General features: G+C 49.0%; 19 protein-coding genes. 8 read left to right on the top strand and 11 right to left on the bottom strand.

Annotated elements, in window-relative coordinates:
- Nucleotides 1-3: 3 nt before the first annotated feature.
- The 8 genes from AC6R0S_RS13535 to bolA form a co-directional block, all read right to left on the bottom strand.
- Nucleotides 4-1,008: an FAD:protein FMN transferase gene (locus AC6R0S_RS13535; protein ID WP_500631746.1), complete on the bottom strand. Its 1,005-nt coding sequence runs from the start codon at nucleotides 1,006-1,008 to the stop codon at nucleotides 4-6.
- Nucleotides 1,009-1,118: 110 nt separating this feature from the next.
- On the bottom strand, nucleotides 1,119-2,342 hold the full coding sequence (gene nqrF, locus AC6R0S_RS13530) for an NADH:ubiquinone reductase (Na(+)-transporting) subunit F (RefSeq protein ID WP_334554404.1): 1,224 nt from the start codon (nucleotides 2,340-2,342) through the stop codon (nucleotides 1,119-1,121).
- Nucleotides 2,343-2,375: 33 nt separating this feature from the next.
- Nucleotides 2,376-2,972 (bottom strand): NADH:ubiquinone reductase (Na(+)-transporting) subunit E, encoded by a 597-nt coding sequence (nqrE, locus tag AC6R0S_RS13525; protein ID WP_014232790.1) that lies wholly within the window; start codon nucleotides 2,970-2,972, stop codon nucleotides 2,376-2,378.
- Nucleotides 2,973-2,979: 7 nt separating this feature from the next.
- On the bottom strand, nucleotides 2,980-3,612 hold the full coding sequence (locus tag AC6R0S_RS13520) for an NADH:ubiquinone reductase (Na(+)-transporting) subunit D (RefSeq protein ID WP_487901298.1): 633 nt from the start codon (nucleotides 3,610-3,612) through the stop codon (nucleotides 2,980-2,982).
- On the bottom strand, nucleotides 3,612-4,382 hold the full coding sequence (locus AC6R0S_RS13515) for a Na(+)-translocating NADH-quinone reductase subunit C (RefSeq protein WP_334554398.1): 771 nt from the start codon (nucleotides 4,380-4,382) through the stop codon (nucleotides 3,612-3,614). The genes AC6R0S_RS13520 and AC6R0S_RS13515 overlap by 1 nt, the downstream gene beginning before the upstream one ends.
- Nucleotides 4,372-5,616: an NADH:ubiquinone reductase (Na(+)-transporting) subunit B gene (locus AC6R0S_RS13510; RefSeq protein ID WP_334554396.1), complete on the bottom strand. Its 1,245-nt coding sequence runs from the start codon at nucleotides 5,614-5,616 to the stop codon at nucleotides 4,372-4,374. The genes AC6R0S_RS13515 and AC6R0S_RS13510 overlap by 11 nt, the downstream gene beginning before the upstream one ends.
- A 5-nt stretch (nucleotides 5,617-5,621) precedes the next feature.
- The gene (locus AC6R0S_RS13505; protein WP_500638131.1) at nucleotides 5,622-6,962 is read right to left on the bottom strand and encodes a Na(+)-translocating NADH-quinone reductase subunit A; all 1,341 of its coding nucleotides are present in this window, start codon (nucleotides 6,960-6,962) and stop codon (nucleotides 5,622-5,624) included.
- A 424-nt stretch (nucleotides 6,963-7,386) separates the two neighbouring features.
- On the bottom strand, nucleotides 7,387-7,698 hold the full coding sequence (gene bolA, locus AC6R0S_RS13500; protein ID WP_500626533.1) for a transcriptional regulator BolA: 312 nt from the start codon (nucleotides 7,696-7,698) through the stop codon (nucleotides 7,387-7,389).
- A 149-nt stretch (nucleotides 7,699-7,847) separates the two neighbouring features.
- On the opposite strand from bolA, the gene AC6R0S_RS13495 reads away from it, so the two are divergent.
- From AC6R0S_RS13495 to AC6R0S_RS13480, 4 genes are all read left to right on the top strand, one after another.
- The gene (locus AC6R0S_RS13495) at nucleotides 7,848-8,978 is read left to right on the top strand and encodes a methyltransferase (protein WP_500638130.1); all 1,131 of its coding nucleotides are present in this window, start codon (nucleotides 7,848-7,850) and stop codon (nucleotides 8,976-8,978) included.
- 59 nt (nucleotides 8,979-9,037) lie between these two features.
- On the top strand, nucleotides 9,038-9,607 hold the full coding sequence (locus tag AC6R0S_RS13490; protein ID WP_334554388.1) for a YajG family lipoprotein: 570 nt from the start codon (nucleotides 9,038-9,040) through the stop codon (nucleotides 9,605-9,607).
- Nucleotides 9,607-10,152: a peptidylprolyl isomerase gene (locus tag AC6R0S_RS13485; RefSeq protein ID WP_487901302.1), complete on the top strand. Its 546-nt coding sequence runs from the start codon at nucleotides 9,607-9,609 to the stop codon at nucleotides 10,150-10,152. Before AC6R0S_RS13490 ends, AC6R0S_RS13485 begins: the two co-directional genes overlap by 1 nt.
- A gap of 95 nt (nucleotides 10,153-10,247) precedes the next feature.
- A complete protein-coding gene (locus AC6R0S_RS13480; protein WP_500638129.1) occupies nucleotides 10,248-11,603 on the top strand; it encodes an AmpG family muropeptide MFS transporter in 1,356 nt (451 codons plus the stop codon).
- 76 nt (nucleotides 11,604-11,679) lie between these two features.
- On the opposite strand, the gene AC6R0S_RS13475 is transcribed toward AC6R0S_RS13480, so the two are convergent.
- The 3 genes from AC6R0S_RS13475 to AC6R0S_RS13465 form a co-directional block, all read right to left on the bottom strand.
- Nucleotides 11,680-12,351, bottom strand: coding sequence for a ChrR family anti-sigma-E factor (locus AC6R0S_RS13475; RefSeq protein ID WP_500626528.1), 672 nt, complete (start codon nucleotides 12,349-12,351; stop codon nucleotides 11,680-11,682).
- A complete protein-coding gene (locus AC6R0S_RS13470; protein WP_334554380.1) occupies nucleotides 12,348-12,932 on the bottom strand; it encodes an RNA polymerase sigma factor in 585 nt (194 codons plus the stop codon). Before AC6R0S_RS13470 ends, AC6R0S_RS13475 begins: the two co-directional genes overlap by 4 nt.
- Nucleotides 12,933-13,017: 85 nt before the next feature.
- Complete coding sequence (locus AC6R0S_RS13465; RefSeq protein ID WP_500633936.1) at nucleotides 13,018-13,584, bottom strand: LON peptidase substrate-binding domain-containing protein; 567 nt, start codon at nucleotides 13,582-13,584, stop codon at nucleotides 13,018-13,020.
- A 356-nt stretch (nucleotides 13,585-13,940) separates the two neighbouring features.
- Here AC6R0S_RS13465 and AC6R0S_RS13460 point away from each other — a divergent pair, with 356 nt between their 5' ends.
- The 4 genes from AC6R0S_RS13460 (at nucleotide 13,941) to csdA (ending at nucleotide 17,527) form a co-directional block, all read left to right on the top strand.
- The gene (locus tag AC6R0S_RS13460; protein WP_500638128.1) at nucleotides 13,941-14,729 is read left to right on the top strand and encodes a nucleoside-specific channel-forming Tsx family protein; all 789 of its coding nucleotides are present in this window, start codon (nucleotides 13,941-13,943) and stop codon (nucleotides 14,727-14,729) included.
- Between the two features lie 107 nt (nucleotides 14,730-14,836).
- The gene (gene panE / locus AC6R0S_RS13455) at nucleotides 14,837-15,724 is read left to right on the top strand and encodes a 2-dehydropantoate 2-reductase (protein ID WP_500638167.1); all 888 of its coding nucleotides are present in this window, start codon (nucleotides 14,837-14,839) and stop codon (nucleotides 15,722-15,724) included.
- The gene (locus AC6R0S_RS13450; RefSeq protein ID WP_500633938.1) at nucleotides 15,717-16,316 is read left to right on the top strand and encodes a DJ-1 family glyoxalase III; all 600 of its coding nucleotides are present in this window, start codon (nucleotides 15,717-15,719) and stop codon (nucleotides 16,314-16,316) included. Before panE ends, AC6R0S_RS13450 begins: the two co-directional genes overlap by 8 nt.
- Nucleotides 16,316-17,527, top strand: coding sequence for a cysteine desulfurase CsdA (gene csdA, locus AC6R0S_RS13445; protein WP_500638127.1), 1,212 nt, complete (start codon nucleotides 16,316-16,318; stop codon nucleotides 17,525-17,527). The genes AC6R0S_RS13450 and csdA overlap by 1 nt, the downstream gene beginning before the upstream one ends.
- The last annotated feature ends 12 nt before the right edge of the window (nucleotides 17,528-17,539 follow it).

Here is a 17,539-nt window from a genome sequence, read left to right as displayed (position 1 = left end):
CGTTTATTGATGTAAGTATGGCTTATAGGTGGACGAAGCGAACTCTTTAAACCCATCGTCTGTTTTTACAATCATGAGTGCCGGGATCTGGTGCACTTCTGCCACCTTCATTCCCTCTTCTTCACCTAAGACCATAAGACCCGTCGCCAGCCCATCTGCGGTCATTGACGAAGGATGTAAAACCGTCACCGACACCACTTTATGATCTATAGGTTTACCCGTTTCAGGATTGATGATGTGGGAATAGCGAACCCCATCACGCTCAAAATAGTTGCGGTAATCACCTGATGTGGCAATCGCCATATCGCCGGGTTCAATAATATCTTGAATCGCACGCTCATCGACCGAAGGTTTTTCAATCGCGATACGCCAGCCGACACCCTCACGATTTACGCCTTTGAGGCGAATCTCACCGCCCACTTCAACCATGTAATTGTCGACACCGATGGATTGGATGTAATCCGCCAGCACATCCACTCCCCAACCTTTGGCGATGGTTGATAAGTCGACGTAAAGATTGGCAATCTCTTTGCGCAGGGTATTGCCCTCAACATGCAGATGCTCAATCCCCACTCTGGCCTGGCGCTTCGCCAGCTCTTCATCGGTGGGTACCACTTCACGGCGCGCTTCAGGTCCGAATCCCCATAAGTTGACCAAAGGCCCAACCGTCACATCCAATGCACCTAGAGTAAGACCGTTAAGGCGAATGGCTTCTTTCACAACCAACGCCGTTTGTGGCGACACGGGAAAAGGTTCCGTGCTTTCACTTTGGTTAAAACGGCTGAGCTCTGAGTCCTTACGATAGGTCGACATTTGGTCGTTGACCTCCTCAAGCAGGCGATCAACCTCTTGCTGAATGACTTCAGGTTCAGGCAGCCCTTCGGTATTGAGGTACTTGATGTTGTAAGTCGTCCCCATCGTTGGGCCGCTTAAATGTATTTGCTCAACGGGCTGTTCACACCCTGCCAGTATCAGTAGGGAAGCAAACGCAACAAGCCACTTTTTCACAAAAAACTCCTGGGTTTCGGGTTGGTTTATCCAGTCATGTATAAACGGGTCGTGTGGAATGCAAAATGGCTGACTCAAAGAGCCAGCCATCGTTTTAGAGGCGCGAACTATTAACCGCCAAAGTCATCGAGTAGGATGTTTTCATCCTCTACACCCAAGTCTTTTAGCATGCCAATAACGGCCGCATTCATCATCGGTGGACCACACATGTAGTACTCACAATCTTCTGGAGCTTCATGATCCTTCAGATAGTTTTCGTACAAGACATTGTGGATAAAGCCTGTGTAGCCATCCCAGTTGTCTTCTGGCATTGGATCGGACAATGCACAGTGCCAAACAAAGTTGTCATTCTCTTCTTGCAGCATATCGAAATCTTCCACATAGAACATTTCGCGCTTAGAACGTGCGCCGTACCAGAAAGACATCTTACGCTTAGAGTTCAAACGCTTAAGCTGATCGAAGATGTGAGAACGCATTGGCGCCATACCCGCACCACCACCGACGAAGACCATTTCCGCATCGGTATCTTTCGCGAAGAACTCACCGAATGGACCAGAGATCGTACACTTGTCGCCTTCTTTCAAAGACCAGATGTAAGAAGACATGATACCTGGTGGTACCTCAGGATTATTAGGCGGCGGCGTAGCAATACGTACGTTCAGCATAATAATCCCGTGCTCTTCTGGGTAGTTAGCCATTGAGTATGCACGGATTGTCTCTTCGTTTACCTTAGACTCGTAGCGGAATAGGTTAAACTTATCCCAATCCTCACGGTACTCTTCTGGTACATCGAAGTCAGCGTATTTCACATGGTGAGCTGGCGCTTCAATCTGAATGTAGCCACCTGCACGGAAAGGTACAGACTCGCCATCTGGGATTTGTAGCTTAAGCTCTTTAATGAATGTCGCTTTGTTATCGTTAGAGATAACGGTACATTCCCACTTTTTAACGCCGAAGATCTCTTCTGGTAACTCGATATCCATGTCGGTTTTCATCGCGACCTGACAGGCAAGACGCTCACCTTCACGAGCTTCACCTTTAGTAATATGGTCTAGCTCGGTTGGCAGGATATCACCACCACCGGATTTGATTTTAACGCGACACTGGCCACAAGAGCCACCGCCACCACAGGCAGAAGATACGAACACACCCGCGCCCGCTAGAGCGCCAAGTAGCTTACCACCTGGTTGTGTAACGATCGCCAGATTCGGGTCATCGTTCACAGAAATTGTAATGTCACCTGTTGGTACCAGCTTAGATTTAGCGAAAAGAATCACTAGTACTAGCGCCAGTACAATCAGAGTAAACATCACTACACCAAGAATAATGTCCATTGACTATTCCTTAATTGTTGCGGTTTACCCGACTTACAGTTGAACACCAGAGAAAGACATAAAGCCTAACGCCATCAGACCCACAGTAATGAAGGTGATGCCAAGACCACGTAGGCCTGGAGGAACGTCAGAATACTTCATCTTCTCACGGATACCTGCAAGAGCGACGATCGCGAGCATCCAGCCCACACCAGAACCAAAACCGTACACGACAGATTCGGCAAAGTTGTAGTCACGTTGTACCATGAAAGATACACCACCGAAGATCGCACAGTTTACGGTGATCAACGGTAGGAAGATGCCCAATGCGTTGTACAAAGGTGGGAAGAAACGGTCCAAGACCATTTCTAGGATCTGTACTAACGCTGCAATCACACCAATGAAGGTAATGAAGTTAAGGAAGCTCAAGTCAACGCCTTCGACTAGCGCGTTCTCTCGCAATACTAGGTTGTAGACTAGGTTGTTCACAGGAACCGCAATGGTCAATACCACCACAACCGCCACACCTAGACCGAATGACGTCTTCACTTTCTTGGATACCGCCAAGAAGGTACACATACCCAAGAAGAAAGAGAGCGCCATGTTCTCGATGAAAATCGATTTAACTAACAGACTAATGTAATGTTCCATGACGACCTTACTCCTTCGCTTCGACTTGTTCTGGTTTCAGGATACGAATACCCCAAATTAGGAAGCCGATCAGGAAGAACGCCGAAGGTGCTAGGAGCATCAGGCCGTTTGGCTGGTACCAACCGCCGTTGCTCACCAATGGCAAAACTTCTAGACCAAACAACTTACCGCTACCAAACAGTTCACGGAAGAAGCCAACAGTGATCAGAACGAAACCGTAACCCAAACCGTTACCGATACCGTCAATCAAAGACGGCACAGGCTCAGATTTCATTGCAAATGCTTCTGCACGGCCCATAACGATACAGTTGGTGATGATCAGACCTACGAAAACCGACAACTGTTTTGAGATGTCGTAGAGGTAGGCTTTCAACACCTGGTCAACCACGATAACCAAAGAGGCGATGATCGCCATTTGGACGATAATACGCACACTGTTAGGGATGTGGTTACGAATCAGAGATACACAGAAGTTCGACAATGCCGTAACAAAGGTTACCGCCAGTGTCATAACAAAAGCTGTCTCAAGTTTGGTCGTTACTGCAAGCGCAGAACAGACACCGAGAACCTGTAGCGCGATCGGGTTGTTGTCCAATACCGGCGCTAAGATGCTCTTTTTCACGTTTTGTGCACTAGACATTAGTTCAGACCTCCGTCACGAACTTTTGCTAGGAACGGACCGAAGCCCATATCACCTAACCAGAAGTCAAAAGTGTGTTGAACACCGTTACTTGTTAGCGTTGCACCTGAAAGGCCGTCAACACCGTGCTCAGAACCCGCTGGTGCACCACCTTTCACGACTTTAATCGCTGGCTTGTGGTTGTCATCAAACAGTTTCTTGCCGACCCACTGTGCACGCCAAGATGGGTTTTCTACTTCACCACCAAGTCCTGGGGTTTCACCCTGCTCGTAGTAAGTAATCCCTGCCACTGTGTTGCCATCCGTTTCAACCGCGACGAACGCGTACATCATCGACCATAGACCGTTGCCGTGAACCGGAAGGATAACCTTAGAGACAGAGTCGCCATCTTTCACGAGGTAAACCACGCCTGTGTTCGCGCGACGCAAGATTTTCGCTTTGTCGTCTGCCGCGTCAAGCTTGATGGACTCCGCTGGATCTTTCGCCGCTTTACGCTGATCGAATGTCGCTGCGTTACCTTCAACGAAATCACCGGTAGTGAAGTCTACAAGACGAGGTTCAATATACTGAGCGAAGAGCTCAGGGACTTTTTGGCCCTGAGAATCGATGCCAGACACTTCGATAATCTTGCTCTGCTTGTCGAGAACCGCGTTCGCTTTCTGCTTATCACGCAGACCGACCGCTGCTGTTGAAACGATGATTGAACAAACCAGGCTCAACCCGATAACAACACCCAGCGTCTTTTTAATGCTGTCGTTATTACTTGCCATAGCGTGCTAGTCTCCGCTTGATGTTCTTTTCAACTACTACATGGTCGAACAGAGGTGCAAATAGGTTCGCGAATAGAATCGCCAGCATCATACCTTCTGGGTACGCTGGGTTGACGACACGAATCAGAACACACATTACGCCGATGAGCGCGCCGTACCACCATTTACCTTTGTTGGTAAAGGAAGCCGACACAGGGTCTGTTGCCATAAAGAACATACCGAATGCAAAACCACCTAGAACTAGGTGCCAATGCCATGGCATGTTGAACATAGGGTTGGTATCAGAGCCAATCACGTTAAATAGCGTTGCAGTTGCAATCATACCAATCATCACGCCGGCAATGATGCGCCAAGACGCAATACGCATGTAAACGATCATCGCTGCACCGATCATCAGTGCCAGTGTCGAAACTTCACCAATTGAACCTGGGATGTTACCAATAAAGGCATCCATCCAAGTGATCGGCGCGCCAGTCACGGTGTTCATCAAGGCACCATTACCACCTTGAGCCCATTGGCTCAATGCAGTCGCGCCAGAGAAACCGTCAGCCGCCGTCCATACAACGTCACCCGAGATTTGAGCTGGGTAAGCGAAGAATAGAAACGCACGACCCGCCAATGCTGGGTTGAGGAAGTTACGACCTGTACCACCAAAGATCTCTTTTGCGACGACAACACCAAAGGTGATACCTAATGCGGCTTGCCACAATGGAAGCGTCGGTGGAACGATGAGAGCAAACAGAATGGAGGTCACAAAGAAACCTTCGTTGACTTCATGCTTGCGCACCATACAGAACAGCACTTCCCAGAAACCACCAACGATGAAGACCGTCGCGTAGATAGGAAGGAAGTAGGTTGCGCCAAGTAGCATTTTACTACCCACGCCCGCGTCTACTCCGATGGTACCGCCGAGCATTTCTGTTAACCAGTAATGCCAATTACCCGCAACCACAGCCGCAAGTTGATCCCCTGCGTACATATGGTTAAGAGCAGCGATGGCTTGGCCACCAGCGTTGTACATACCCCAGAACATTGCTGGGAACACCGCAAACCAAACCATGATCATGATACGTTTTAAGTCAACGTTATCACGGACATGTGAGCTTTTCTTTGTCACTAGACCTGGTGTGTAAAACAGCGTTGCCGCCGCTTCATACAAGGCAAACCACTTCTCGTGTTTGCCGCCCGGCTCAAAGTGATGCTCGATGTCTTCAAGAAACTTTTTAAGCGCCATGAAAATTACCCTTCCTTCTCGATCTTGTCTAAGCATTCACGAAGTAGCGCACCGTACTCGTATTTGCCAGGACACACAAAGGTACACAAAGCGAGATCTTCTTCATCCAACTCCAGCGCACCCAGTGCTTGAGCACTGTCGGTATCACCGGCACACAGGTCACGAAGAAGCAGCGTTGGTTCCATATCAAGCGGCATAATGCGCTCGTAGTTACCAATCGGTACCATTGAACGGTCACTACCGTTGGTCGATGTTGTCATATTGAACAACTGACCATTGAATAGATGACCTAGGAAAGAACGAGTGACAGAGAACTTGTTTTTGCCCGGCATCGCCCAGCCAAACAGTTCTTTCTCACGACCTTCGCGCAGGACAGAGACCTGCATGTGGTAACGACCTAAATACGCGTGCGGACCTGTGGCATGAACGCCAGAGAGGACAGAGCCTGAAATCACACGAACTTCACCAGGCATGAGTTCGTTGTCCGTCACGTCGTCTAGAGACGCACCGATCGTGGTACGAATAAGACGAGGGTTATTAACCACAGGACCCGCTAGTGAAATCACACGGTCTGTGTAGAGTTCCCCCGTCAAGAACAGCTGACCAAACGCGATCACGTCTTGGTAGTTGATGCTCCACGCCACATTTTCCGCATTCACTGGGAACAGGTAATGCATGTGAGTACCGGCGAGACCGGCTGGGTGTGGGCCATCAAACACATGTTCTTCAACGTTCGGTTGAGACGAGCGAGGAAGACTAGTGCCAGATTTACAAACGTAAACCTTGCCGTCAGTGAGGGTTGAGAGAATATCAAGACCAGCAACAAAGGCTTCTTGCTGTTCATTAATAATTAACTCAGGTTGAGCTGCCAATGGATTGGTGTCCATGGCGGTAACAAAAATCGCTTTTGTCGAAGACTCGATTGCTGGAACCTTGCTGAACGGTCGAGTACGTAAAGCTGTCCAAAGACCAGATTCAACCAGTTGAGACTTCACCGCTTGTGGGTCAAGACTGGCTAGTTGAGCTGCTTCGTACTTATCGAATGTCACCTGTTGCTCACCGGATACTTCAATCACAACGGATTGGAGTACACGTTTTGCACCACGGTTCACCTCGATGACTTTACCGCTTGCTGGAGAAGTAAACTTCACACCAGGATTCTTCTTATCTTCAAAAAGAACTTGAGCTTTCTTTACTTCATCGCCTACGCGGACATGCATGGTAGGACGCATGCCGACGTACTCTTCGCCAAGCAAGGCGACTTTCTTGATGGTTTTACCATCATTAATCACCTGGGTAGGAGCACCTGCGATAGGTAGATCCAAACCCTTTTTTATTGTAATCATACGCACTTGCACTACTTTTATCGGGAAAAAGATTCTTTGATTGCGTAACTTTTAGACACGACACTTGTGTCCGGTTTTGGTGATGTTTTAAACACCAAAATCGCAACATCCTCTTAAAAATCACATCGCAGAAATGCAACGAGATTTATCAGGTGCGATAGTCTATCATCTTTTGCAAAGACGACGCCATGACCAATACAGGTATTAAAGAAGATATTTCGAACGTTTTGAGTTTAAAAGGCTAAGGAATCGTCATAACTTTGAGCCATCGCACAAAGACCCAAATATCCACAAAGACTTTCTGTCACAATCCGTCATAAGGCGAAATATTTCATTTTAATGCCTGCCGTCCATTCATATGTTTCTTTACTGTTAACAAGCCGGCTTAATACCCCTACACTTTAGAGGTGTTTACACTGTCACTTTATGCTTTACTACCACCCATGCACATCGGGCTATCTGGCGCACTCTGGTTCTGCGCTTGCCACTCTTGCGGCGTGTATGTGTGGATGGATAAGGCGTGAATATGATTGGCCAATTCATCGGACAAGGCCTGATTCACAAGACGGTGCCTCGCAATTAACCGAGCGCCATCAAAGTGTTCACTCACGACAATGACTTTAAAGTGGCTCTCTGAACCTGCGGGAACATTGTGCATGTAGCTTTCATTCACCACTTGCAGGTGGCTTGGCTGGAAAGCCTCGTGAAGTTTCGATTCTATTGTTTGCTGGAGCATGAATTCACCGTTACGCTAATCTGTTTAAGCGAGTTGGATTATGGGCGTGACCATAATAATGTGCTACTCAGTAAAGAAAAGGTTTTAGTTTTCACTGCCAGTAACATTTGCGACAATTTAGCCATTCCTATGATGAGACCATTGACTGCATGAAAACTGAGCTGACTCTTTTTGAGCGAACACTGTTCCTTTACCGTTACCCTAAGCGTAGCAACGACACCTTACAAGCCTGGGACGCCGGAGATGAGTACCTGATCAATCATGTCGAGCAACTTTCTCTCACAAAAGGGAGCCACATCGTTGTTTTAAACGATCATTTTGGTGCGCTCAGCACGTGGTTCTCTCGTGACTACCGAGTCACCATGATGAGTGACTCGTGGATTGCTCACCAAGCGACACACGCCAACCTTGAGGTAAATCAGTGCCCTAAGGTCACGCTCTGCTCAACGCTCGACCCTGTCCCTAAAGATGCAGATCTAGTGTTGATGCAAATCCCTCGTACCAATCGCCACTTAGTGTGGCAGCTCGCTCAGTTAAGAGAGACACTGTCGCCAACCATCCCTGTCATTGCGGTCAACAAAGCAAAAGAGATCCACAGCTCAACACTGAAACTGTTTGAGAAACACTTGGGCGACACGACGACCTCTTTGGCGTGGAAAAAACACCGTCTGGTATTTAGTTTCGCTAATTGTGATACGCCTATCCCCGCAGTGGCGATCACTGAATGGCCCGTTCCTCAACACGGGATGACGCTAAAAAATCACCCTAACGTCTACTCAGGCGAGGGACTAGATCAGGGAGCGAGCTTTTTTCTTGACCACTTGCCAGACAACCTCGGCCACGCTCGAGCACTTGATCTTGGCTGTGGCAATGGCGTGCTGTCCGTTAAGTTATCACAGCTTAATCCAGCACTGTCGATCACCTGCGTCGATGAAAGTTTCAGCGCCGTGGCGTCGGCGCGAGAAAACTTACGTCCCTATGACACAGGTGAGCGTCAAATAGAGTGTATTGCCAACAACTGCTTGGATGGATTTGATGCTGATCGCTACGATGTGGTGCTTTGCAACCCACCGTTCCACCAGCAACAAACCATTACTGACCACATCGCTTGGCAAATGTTCTGTGATGCAAAGCATGTTCTTCGTGTTGGTGGGCAATTATTAGTTATCGGCAACCGCCACCTCGGCTACGATGGAAAACTGAAAAGAGTGTTTGGTAAACATCAAGTCAAAGTGATCGCATCAAATAAGAAATTTGTTATTTTACAAGCGACTAAATAGTCCTCTATTATCTTTGAACTGAGAGTTAACTTCATACGTGAAGCATTAAGGAAAAGACAATGAAAAAACTGGTATTAGCGGCGTCAATGGCCATCTTGACCGCCTGTGCGTCCCCTCAGCAAGAGCAACTGAACTTTATGCCACAAGCGGTACTCAGTCGCGGTGATTTAGTCCAGGACGCCACCTTTACTATTACCAGTAAAGATGTTCGCTCTGCGCAATATGTCGCCTTGGTCGACAGTGGCCGCTCTAACATCGAACCGATTCATTCTAAACAGAATGTGCGTATCACATTAGAAAATGCCCTGCTAGAGCAGTTCCAATCTCAAGGTTTCCGTAACACCGTCAACAGCGAAAACGCACTGAAGATTGAAGTGCAGGAAGCTTTGGTGTCGGTCAAACACTCGGTAATGGAAAATGAGATGGACGGCAAAGTAGTGCTAGAAATCACCGCCGAAACGCCACGCGGCAAGTTAGTAAAAGCTTACACCGGCACAGCGAAACGCACAGGAGCACTCAGTGCATCCAACCAAGAGATCGAAACCGTTCTTAACGATGTGGTCAACCTGGTGCTAAAAGAAGTCGCGAACGATCGTGAATTGCAAACTTACATGCAGGAGCGTTTCTAATGTGGAAGTGGGCACTGACGTCACTGGCATTGGTGAGCCAACTTGCGTTTGCCGGGCCAAAAGTCTTGGTGGAAACCACGCTGGGTAATTTCACCCTTGAGCTTAACCAAGAGAAGGCGCCGATTACGGTCGCCAACTTCCTCAAGTACGTCGAAGAGGGCAGTTATGCAGGGAGCCAATTTCACCGCGTGATCCCTGGCTTTATGGCGCAGGGCGGCGGCTTTGACACCAATATGAAACAGTTGAGTACGTACGCTCCAATTCAGAACGAAGCCGCAAACGGGCTAAAAAACGACCGTGGCACGATTGCAATGGCGCGTACCAACAACCCAAATTCTGCCACTCGCCAGTTTTTCATCAACTTTAAAGACAATCACTTTTTAGACTATGACCAGCGCCCGCCGGGCTATGCGGTGTTTGGTAAAGTGGTCGATGGCTTTGACGTCGTTGAATCGATGGCGGGCATCAAAACGCACAATGTCGGTCGCTATAGTGACGTGCCGTCGATCCCTATCGTCATCAAAAAAACCACCCTTATTGAATAAACCTCTACCCGCCCCAACACATGTTGGGGCGGTGGCATCTCCGTCGTTAGTGACCTGCCCTCTTATTTCAAACCGCACAGAACAAGGATACGTCTATGTCTGCGACATCATCGCCAATGTCATGGCGCGACACCATCAAAAGCTATCTCGATAAGCGTCTGCTTTGGGTATTTATGCTGGGCTGCTCAAGCGGCTTTCCGTGGGTGTTGATTGGCTCCAATATGTCTGGCTGGCTTAAAGATGCAGGCTTAACCCGAGCCGCCATCGGCTATTTTGGTAGCGTGTTCGCCGTCTACGCGATCAACTTTTTGTGGGCACCACTGGTTGACCGAGTCCGCCTGCCTTATCTCACCGATAAAATTGGCCAACGCCGCAGTTGGATATTACTCTGTCAGCTTGTTGTGCTCTCTTGCACCCTGTTCATTGCCGGTGTCGATCCTGCAAAAAACTTAGCGTTCACGTCGATGCTCGCGCTGGGTATTGCGATTGCCTCAGCGACACAAGACATTGCTATTGACGCCTTTCGTATCGACACCTTCCCTAAGTCTGAATCCTCTAAACTGCCTCAAGCCTCAGCGATGGCCGTGATCGGATGGTGGACGGGGTATTCTCTACCGGGTTATCTCGCGTTTATCAATGCAGACAGCATGGGGTGGAATGGCGTCTATTACGGCATGGCGATCATCGTTGGGGTATTGATGCTCTTTACCTTGCTGGTCGGCGAGCCCAGGACTGAGCGAAGTGCGCTGCAAGAACAAGCCGAGCAAAGACATTACCAAGTCGTCGATTCAAAAACCGTCGCGTGGTTGAGTGTCACGGTTGTCGAACCCTTCCTCGATTTCTTCAAACGTAACGGTGTGCGCGTCGCGATCACGCTGTTACTGTTTGTGTTCTTGTTCAAGATTGGTGAGGCGTTCCTTGGCCGCATGTCGATCACTTTCTACAAAGAAGTCGGCTTTAGCAATGAGCAAATTGGTTACTACTCGAAATTGATTGGTTGGGGGGCAACCATTGTCTTTACCTTGGTCGGCAGTCTATTTAACGTCAAATTTGGCATCGTTCGCGGGCTGATGATCGGCGGTATTGCGATGGCGGGCAGTAACTTAATGTTTGCCTGGATCGCCAAGACAGGACCAAGTGAAACCCTCTTCTTAGCCACGATCATTGTGGACAACTTCACCACGGCCTTCTCAACCGTCGCGTTTGTCTCATTTTTGACTGTACTCACCGGCCAAGCCTTCTCCGCCACGCAATATGCGCTGCTGGCTTCACTCGGCAACTTCGGCCGTACGACCCTTGCGTCATTCAGTGGCGAGCTCGCCGATTACTTAAACGATTGGTCACTGTTCTTCATACTGACCGCGGTAATGGTTATCCCAAGCTTATTGATGCTCTATTCTCTGCGTCACTACTTCTCGGATCTACTCGAAAAAGCACGTCAGCAAAAATAGACAAGATGGCAAGAACGAAAAAGGCTTGGAGTGCTCCAAGCCTTTTCTTCTGTCTATTATTAATCTAGGGAAGAGACTAAGGGTACAAGCCACGCCCAAACATATTGAAGACTCGGGCGACGCCTTGGGTGAAGATCATAGGCTCAGTCAGCACCGTTAAACACAAGCAATCTTCACCAACTTGAGTTTGCGGGCTGTGCTTGACCGATGCGTCTTTATAGAGAAAGTCGCCGACCTCATAATGCCCTTCTTCGTCAGAAAAACCACCATGAAGGACTAACGTCGATTCGAACCCTTTATGGGTGTGCTCGGGCACTTTGACCCCTTCCGCCATGTACATAAGATTGACACGGGCGTTGCCGGAAATCGCGATAGGAGCGCTAAACACCTTGCCACCATAATTGCGCCACTCGCCGATTCGATCATACAGCTTGGATAATGCAAGCGGTAAGGTCATCGAGCGTCCGTTGACATCAATCGTTTTCGGCTGGCGCAGCAGCTTGATAGGATCTTTGATCTGCTCAGTTTGGGTGATGCTTGCCAGCATCTGCTCAAGACTTTGCACTGGTGTTTGGTTGTCTGGCACCTCTTGCTCAAGCGCGAACCCGCACTCTTGCTCAAAGGATCTCACTTGCTCTTTACAATGTGGGCAACTTTCCAAATGCACGGCAATAGTGAACGCGTTGACATCATCCAATGACCCTTGTGCGTATTGCTGCAACATTTCGATGTGTGGATGGTAACTCATAAGCGATCGGCCTCTATGGAATGTTTCAGTTTTTCAATCGCGAGCCTTAGGCGCGACTTCACGGTACCAAGGGGAATATTCAGCATCTCTGCCACTTGCTGGTGAGGCATCTCTTCCAGATAGACGGCTTTGACCACGGTGCGTTGGGCATCCGGTAACGTATCTAAATATTTCACCACTTGCTCTTTAAGCATCTCTTGCTCTGGCGAATAGTGCTCAACCAAGTCAGGCGGGCAGTAATCGTTGGGCCAAATGTCATCGGAGGACAAATGGGCGTCGCGCCCTTTTTGCTTGCGCAACATATCAAAGCACAAGTTGCGCGCGATGGTGTAAATCCATGTGGAGAGCGAACTCTTACTGCCATCAAACATGATGCTCTTTTGCCAGACAATGGTCAGGGTTTCCTGTACCACTTCCATGCACACTTGCTCATTGCCCATGTGGCGATAGGTAAATTGCTTTAAACGCGGGGTAAAATGTTGGAACACCAGGGCGAACGCTTGTGTGTCCTTCTGTTTTACCCTATCCATACACTCAGTCCAATCGGCTCGAGTGAACGCCTGAGTATCTTCACTGACCATATCGATTCCTTGGTTTCACCTAGTCTTGAGATGCGAACGGGTTACTATACGCGCTCACGCGCGTTTCGATCACTCTCATTCTAGATCAAGGCTGAGGAGAGGGAATCATCTGGTTGATAAAGGCAAGTGCCGCCTCACAAGTTTGCTGTTGATTAAGTGAATCAAACCGACTGGGCGTGAGAGGCAGTAACTCCAACCAACGCTGCGATACCCAGCTTGCATCGTCCATAAAGCGCTGCTGGTATAGCTCCCCCACTTGCGGGTAGTCGTGATACACCTGAAGCAGGTGTTCACCAAGATGAACGTCTGAAGGCGACATCTCTGCCACTTGCCAGTTGGGCAGCGTGCGAATTTTCGCCATGCGCAGCCCATCAAACTCAGTGCGCACCCGCTTGATAGTAAAACGCTGAAGTCCACACACCGTAATACCGAGCAGACCGTCATCCAACTGATCAAAATCGACAATACGAACCAGAGAGCCGGTGTGTGACAGTTGAACGGCGTCTGACTGTTTGGCCCTTTCTAGCAAGCAAATTCCGAACGTGCCGTCTCCTTTCATCGCATCAGAGACGAGTCGTTTGTATCTGGGCTCGAATATCCTCAGTTTCATTTTCCCTTCAGGAAGGACAATGGAACTTAAGGGAAATAGCATGATCTCTTGCACTTTGTTTCACCTCTACATCGTTGCCAATGTGTACGCAGCGCTGAAAAAAACCGATCACTAACCAAATCTGTTGATTCATTGACAAGCATAAAATTTCGCATAAACGTTTGCGTAAACGATGTCTGTATCAAAAAGTATGCAAAAGTGTGAAAGTTCCTCGACAACTGAGTTTTCCATCTATAAATGTGATCAACCTCACTAATTTTGTGTGTTTTTGCACTCCGTATCACTATCAATTGAGATTTAAATCGCTATTATGCTCACCAACTGAGCACGTCGGAGAACGTGCTACACAATATATGGACGTCATTTTTACACTTAACGAATACATAGAGAGTCCCACTATGCGTAAATCACTTCTAGCTCTTGGTGTTGTAGCAGCAATGTCTGCGCCTGCGATGGCAGCTGACTATTCAGACGGCGACATCCACAAGAACGACTACAAATGGATGCAGTTTAACCTTATGGCTGCAGTCGATGAACTTCCTGGCGAATCAACTCACGATTACCTAGAGATGGAATTTGGCGGACGTTCAGGAATCTTCGACCTCTATGGTTACGTTGACGTGTTCAACTTGACTTCAGATCCAGGTAGTGACAAAGCTGAAGCAGAAAAGATCTTTATGAAGTTTGCACCACGCATGTCTCTTGATGCATTAACTGGTAAAGATTTGTCATTTGGTCCAGTGCAAGAGCTATACGTAGCAACTCTAATGGAATGGGGTGGTAATTCTGACGTAAATACTCAGAAAGTTGGCCTTGGCTCAGATGTTGAGCTACCTTGGTTTGGTAAAGTTGGCTTAAACTTCTACGGTACATACGACAGCAACAAAAAAGATTGGAACGGCTACCAAATCTCGACTAACTGGTTCAAACCATTCTACTTCTTCGAAAACGGCTCGTTTATCTCTTACCAAGGCTACATTGATTACCAATTTGGTATGGAAACAGATAAAGGCTACGCGACTGCTAGCAATGGTGGCGCAATGTTCAATGGTATTTACTGGCACTCAGACCAGTTTGCTGTAGGTTATGGCTTAAAAGGCTATAAAGATATCTACGGCATTAAAGATACAGATGGATTTAAGTCAACTGGCTTTGGTCACTACTTCGCAGTTACTTACAAATTCTAAGTTAACAGCTATTTCATAGCTAAATGGCGCCAATCGGCGCCATTTTTATTGGCATTCTCGCGGCCAATCCGTATCCTTGCCTCAAATCCTTAACCCTTTGCTTGATGATGAATATCGTGATTCTCGGTCCTGGTGCGATTGGTACCTTGTGGGCCCATGCGCTCTATCGAGCGGGGCACGCTGTCTCGGTCTATTCACGACATGACGTAGTGAGCCTATCCCTTTGCATAGATGGTCAATCTCTAACGTTCGCCAACAACCAACCTGACCGCTTAGCCAATGCCGACCTTTTGTTGGTCACACTCAAAGCCCCTCAGGTATGTGAGGCTCTGTCGCCACTCCGAGGCCTCCTTCACCCCGATACCATGATCATGCTGATGCACAATGGCATGGGTAACGCAGAGCAAGTACAGACCTGGCTACCCAACAATCCTTTACTGCTGGCGACCACCACGCACGGCGCTTTGCGCAGCGACGGTGGGTCAATTCAACATACCGGCCAAGGGGAAACCTTTATCGGTGCTGCGAATCTTCGCGGTCAAGCGTGTGGCTTTCTGGCCGAGGTGCTCAACCACGCTTTTCCAACAACCGCATGGCACCCAGACATCGAACAAGCGTTGTGGCTGAAACTTGCGATTAACTGCGCCATCAATCCGCTGACGGCTTTAGAAGATATTCGCAATGGTGAGCTGGCCCGAGACGATCTTCAGGCAACCATTGCCGAGATCGTCAGTGAAGTGCATAGCGTCATGCATGCTAAGGGCTACACCATCACTCAAAAAGAACTGTTCGAGAAGATCAATGGCGTGATTGCCAACACCGCTCGTAACTTCTCATCCATGCATCAAGATATTGTGCATAAAAGGCACAGCGAGATAGACTTTATTACTGGATACCTCCTCAAATGGGCGGCGCACTACGGGCTAACCACACCGATGAATCAACGCCTATACCAAGAGATAAAACAGAGAGAACAGAGCTGGAAAGATGACTAAAAAAGTACTGATCCCCATCGCCCCTGGTAGCGAAGAAATGGAAGCGGTCACCATCATCGATATGATGGTACGTGCCGGCTATGATGCCGTGGTGGCCAGCGCCGACTTTGATGGTCATCTGACCATGATTGGCTCACGCGGCATCCCACTCACGGCGCAATGCACACTGGTTGATGTGGCAGACGATGAATTTGACGCCGTCATCCTACCCGGTGGCGTTGGCGGCAGCGAGGTCTTTCGCGACAGCACCGTTTTGGTCGAGATTGTGCGCCAGCAGATGTACGAAGGTAAGTTGGTCGCAGCCATTTGCGCCGCGCCTGCGCTCGTTCTGGTTCATCATGGCTTGTACACCGATGCGCTGATGACCTGTCACCCTAGTTTCTGGCCGATGATTGATGAGCAGAGACGCCGTGTCAAACGCGTCACCTACGACATCAATCACAATCTAATGACCAGTCAGGGACCGGGCACAGCGTTAGAGTTTGCAATGGAAATCATCATTCATCTCTCTGGAAAAGCCCATGCTGCCACAGTTGCCGAGCCGATGGTCACGATTCCGACCCTGCAATATCACAAATTGGGTGAAGCGTAATGAGAGAAACCGCTGAGATCATTGGCCAATTTCCAGCACTCAACCAAGACGTGAATGGGCAGCGTTTGGTCTACCTTGATAGCGCGGCGACGACACAAAAGCCACAGTGCGTCATCGATACATTAAGCCGTTACTACAGTCAACAAAACGCCAATGTCCATCGTGGTAGTCACCGTTTAACGGCTCAAGCGACCAGTGAATTTGAAGCAGCCAGAGCTCACATCGCTGAGTTTATTGGCGCGCAGAGTCCGACGTCCATTATCTGGACACGTGGCGCAACCGAAGCGGTCAACCTAATCGCTCAAACCTATGCGCGCAGCACTTTGTCTCCGGGCGATGAGATCTTAGTCAGCGAGCTGGAGCATCACGCCAATATCGTACCGTGGCAAATTGTCGCCGAGCAAACGGGCGCGAAAGTGGTGAAAGTGCCGATGACGCCGCAGTGTCAATTTGATCTTGCAGCCTTTGAATCACTCCTTTCAACGCGCTGCAAAATTGTCGCGTTAGCGCACGTCACCAACGTAACGGGCACGCGTCAACCGGTTGAAACCGTGATTGAGAAAGCCCATCAAGTGGGCGCGATCGTGGTGGTCGATGGGGCACAAGGTATTGTGCATGAGCCGGTTGATGTCGAGCGCCTAGGCGCTGACTTTTATCTCTTTTCCGGCCACAAGCTGTTTGCGCCCGCAGGGATTGGGGTACTGTATGGCAAACTCGATCTTCTCAACGCTATGCCCCCTTGGCATGGCGGCGGAAAAATGGTCGAAAAAGTCTCCTTCTCTGGGACGACGTTCAGCGAGCTACCGGGGAAATTCGAAGCCGGCACCCCCAATGTCGCTGGCGCGCTGGCGCTCAGTCGCGCAGTGGCCTGGCTTGAAACATTCAATCTCTCCGACGTTGAAAAACATGTACGCGCCCTCGCCCGTCAAACCAATGAAAGGCTCTCAGCGCTACCTGATGTTAAAGTGCTGGGTTATCAAGACAACGCCTCGGTGGTCTCTTTTATTGTTGAGGGTGTGCATCATCAAGACGTCGCGACCTTACTGGATCAACAGGCGATTGCGGTGCGCGCCGGAAACCACTGCGCACATCCTTTGATGGACGCTTTGAACGTCTCAGGTACGATTCGAGCCTCCTTTGCCCTCTATAACCAGCAGGATGATGTTGATCGATTGATTGAGGCCGTAGAAAAAGCACTGGATATGCTTTAGAGCGGCGCGATG

This window comes from Vibrio sp. R15-SG3-ISO1B (genome assembly GCF_059833835.1).
The sequence above is the reverse complement of the archived record's forward strand: the minus strand, read 5'-3'. Positions and strand labels throughout refer to the sequence as shown.

Coding starts and splice junctions, on each gene's coding strand:
- nqrF (WP_334554404.1), bottom strand. CDS start 2,342: ATGGACATTATTCTTGGTGTAGTGATGTTTACTCTGATTGTACTGGCG.
- nqrE (WP_014232790.1), bottom strand. CDS start 2,972: ATGGAACATTACATTAGTCTGTTAGTTAAATCGATTTTCATCGAGAAC.
- AC6R0S_RS13520 (WP_487901298.1), bottom strand. CDS start 3,612: ATGTCTAGTGCACAAAACGTGAAAAAGAGCATCTTAGCGCCGGTATTG.
- AC6R0S_RS13515 (WP_334554398.1), bottom strand. CDS start 4,382: ATGGCAAGTAATAACGACAGCATTAAAAAGACGCTGGGTGTTGTTATC.
- AC6R0S_RS13510 (WP_334554396.1), bottom strand. CDS start 5,616: ATGGCGCTTAAAAAGTTTCTTGAAGACATCGAGCATCACTTTGAGCCG.
- AC6R0S_RS13505 (WP_500638131.1), bottom strand. CDS start 6,962: ATGATTACAATAAAAAAGGGTTTGGATCTACCTATCGCAGGTGCTCCT.
- bolA (WP_500626533.1), bottom strand. CDS start 7,698: ATGCTCCAGCAAACAATAGAATCGAAACTTCACGAGGCTTTCCAGCCA.
- AC6R0S_RS13495 (WP_500638130.1), top strand. CDS start 7,848: ATGAAAACTGAGCTGACTCTTTTTGAGCGAACACTGTTCCTTTACCGT.
- AC6R0S_RS13490 (WP_334554388.1), top strand. CDS start 9,038: ATGAAAAAACTGGTATTAGCGGCGTCAATGGCCATCTTGACCGCCTGT.
- AC6R0S_RS13485 (WP_487901302.1), top strand. CDS start 9,607: ATGTGGAAGTGGGCACTGACGTCACTGGCATTGGTGAGCCAACTTGCG.
- AC6R0S_RS13480 (WP_500638129.1), top strand. CDS start 10,248: ATGTCTGCGACATCATCGCCAATGTCATGGCGCGACACCATCAAAAGC.
- AC6R0S_RS13475 (WP_500626528.1), bottom strand. CDS start 12,351: ATGAGTTACCATCCACACATCGAAATGTTGCAGCAATACGCACAAGGG.
- AC6R0S_RS13470 (WP_334554380.1), bottom strand. CDS start 12,932: ATGGTCAGTGAAGATACTCAGGCGTTCACTCGAGCCGATTGGACTGAG.
- AC6R0S_RS13465 (WP_500633936.1), bottom strand. CDS start 13,584: ATGCTATTTCCCTTAAGTTCCATTGTCCTTCCTGAAGGGAAAATGAAA.
- AC6R0S_RS13460 (WP_500638128.1), top strand. CDS start 13,941: ATGCGTAAATCACTTCTAGCTCTTGGTGTTGTAGCAGCAATGTCTGCG.
- panE (WP_500638167.1), top strand. CDS start 14,837: ATGAATATCGTGATTCTCGGTCCTGGTGCGATTGGTACCTTGTGGGCC.
- AC6R0S_RS13450 (WP_500633938.1), top strand. CDS start 15,717: ATGACTAAAAAAGTACTGATCCCCATCGCCCCTGGTAGCGAAGAAATG.
- csdA (WP_500638127.1), top strand. CDS start 16,316: ATGAGAGAAACCGCTGAGATCATTGGCCAATTTCCAGCACTCAACCAA.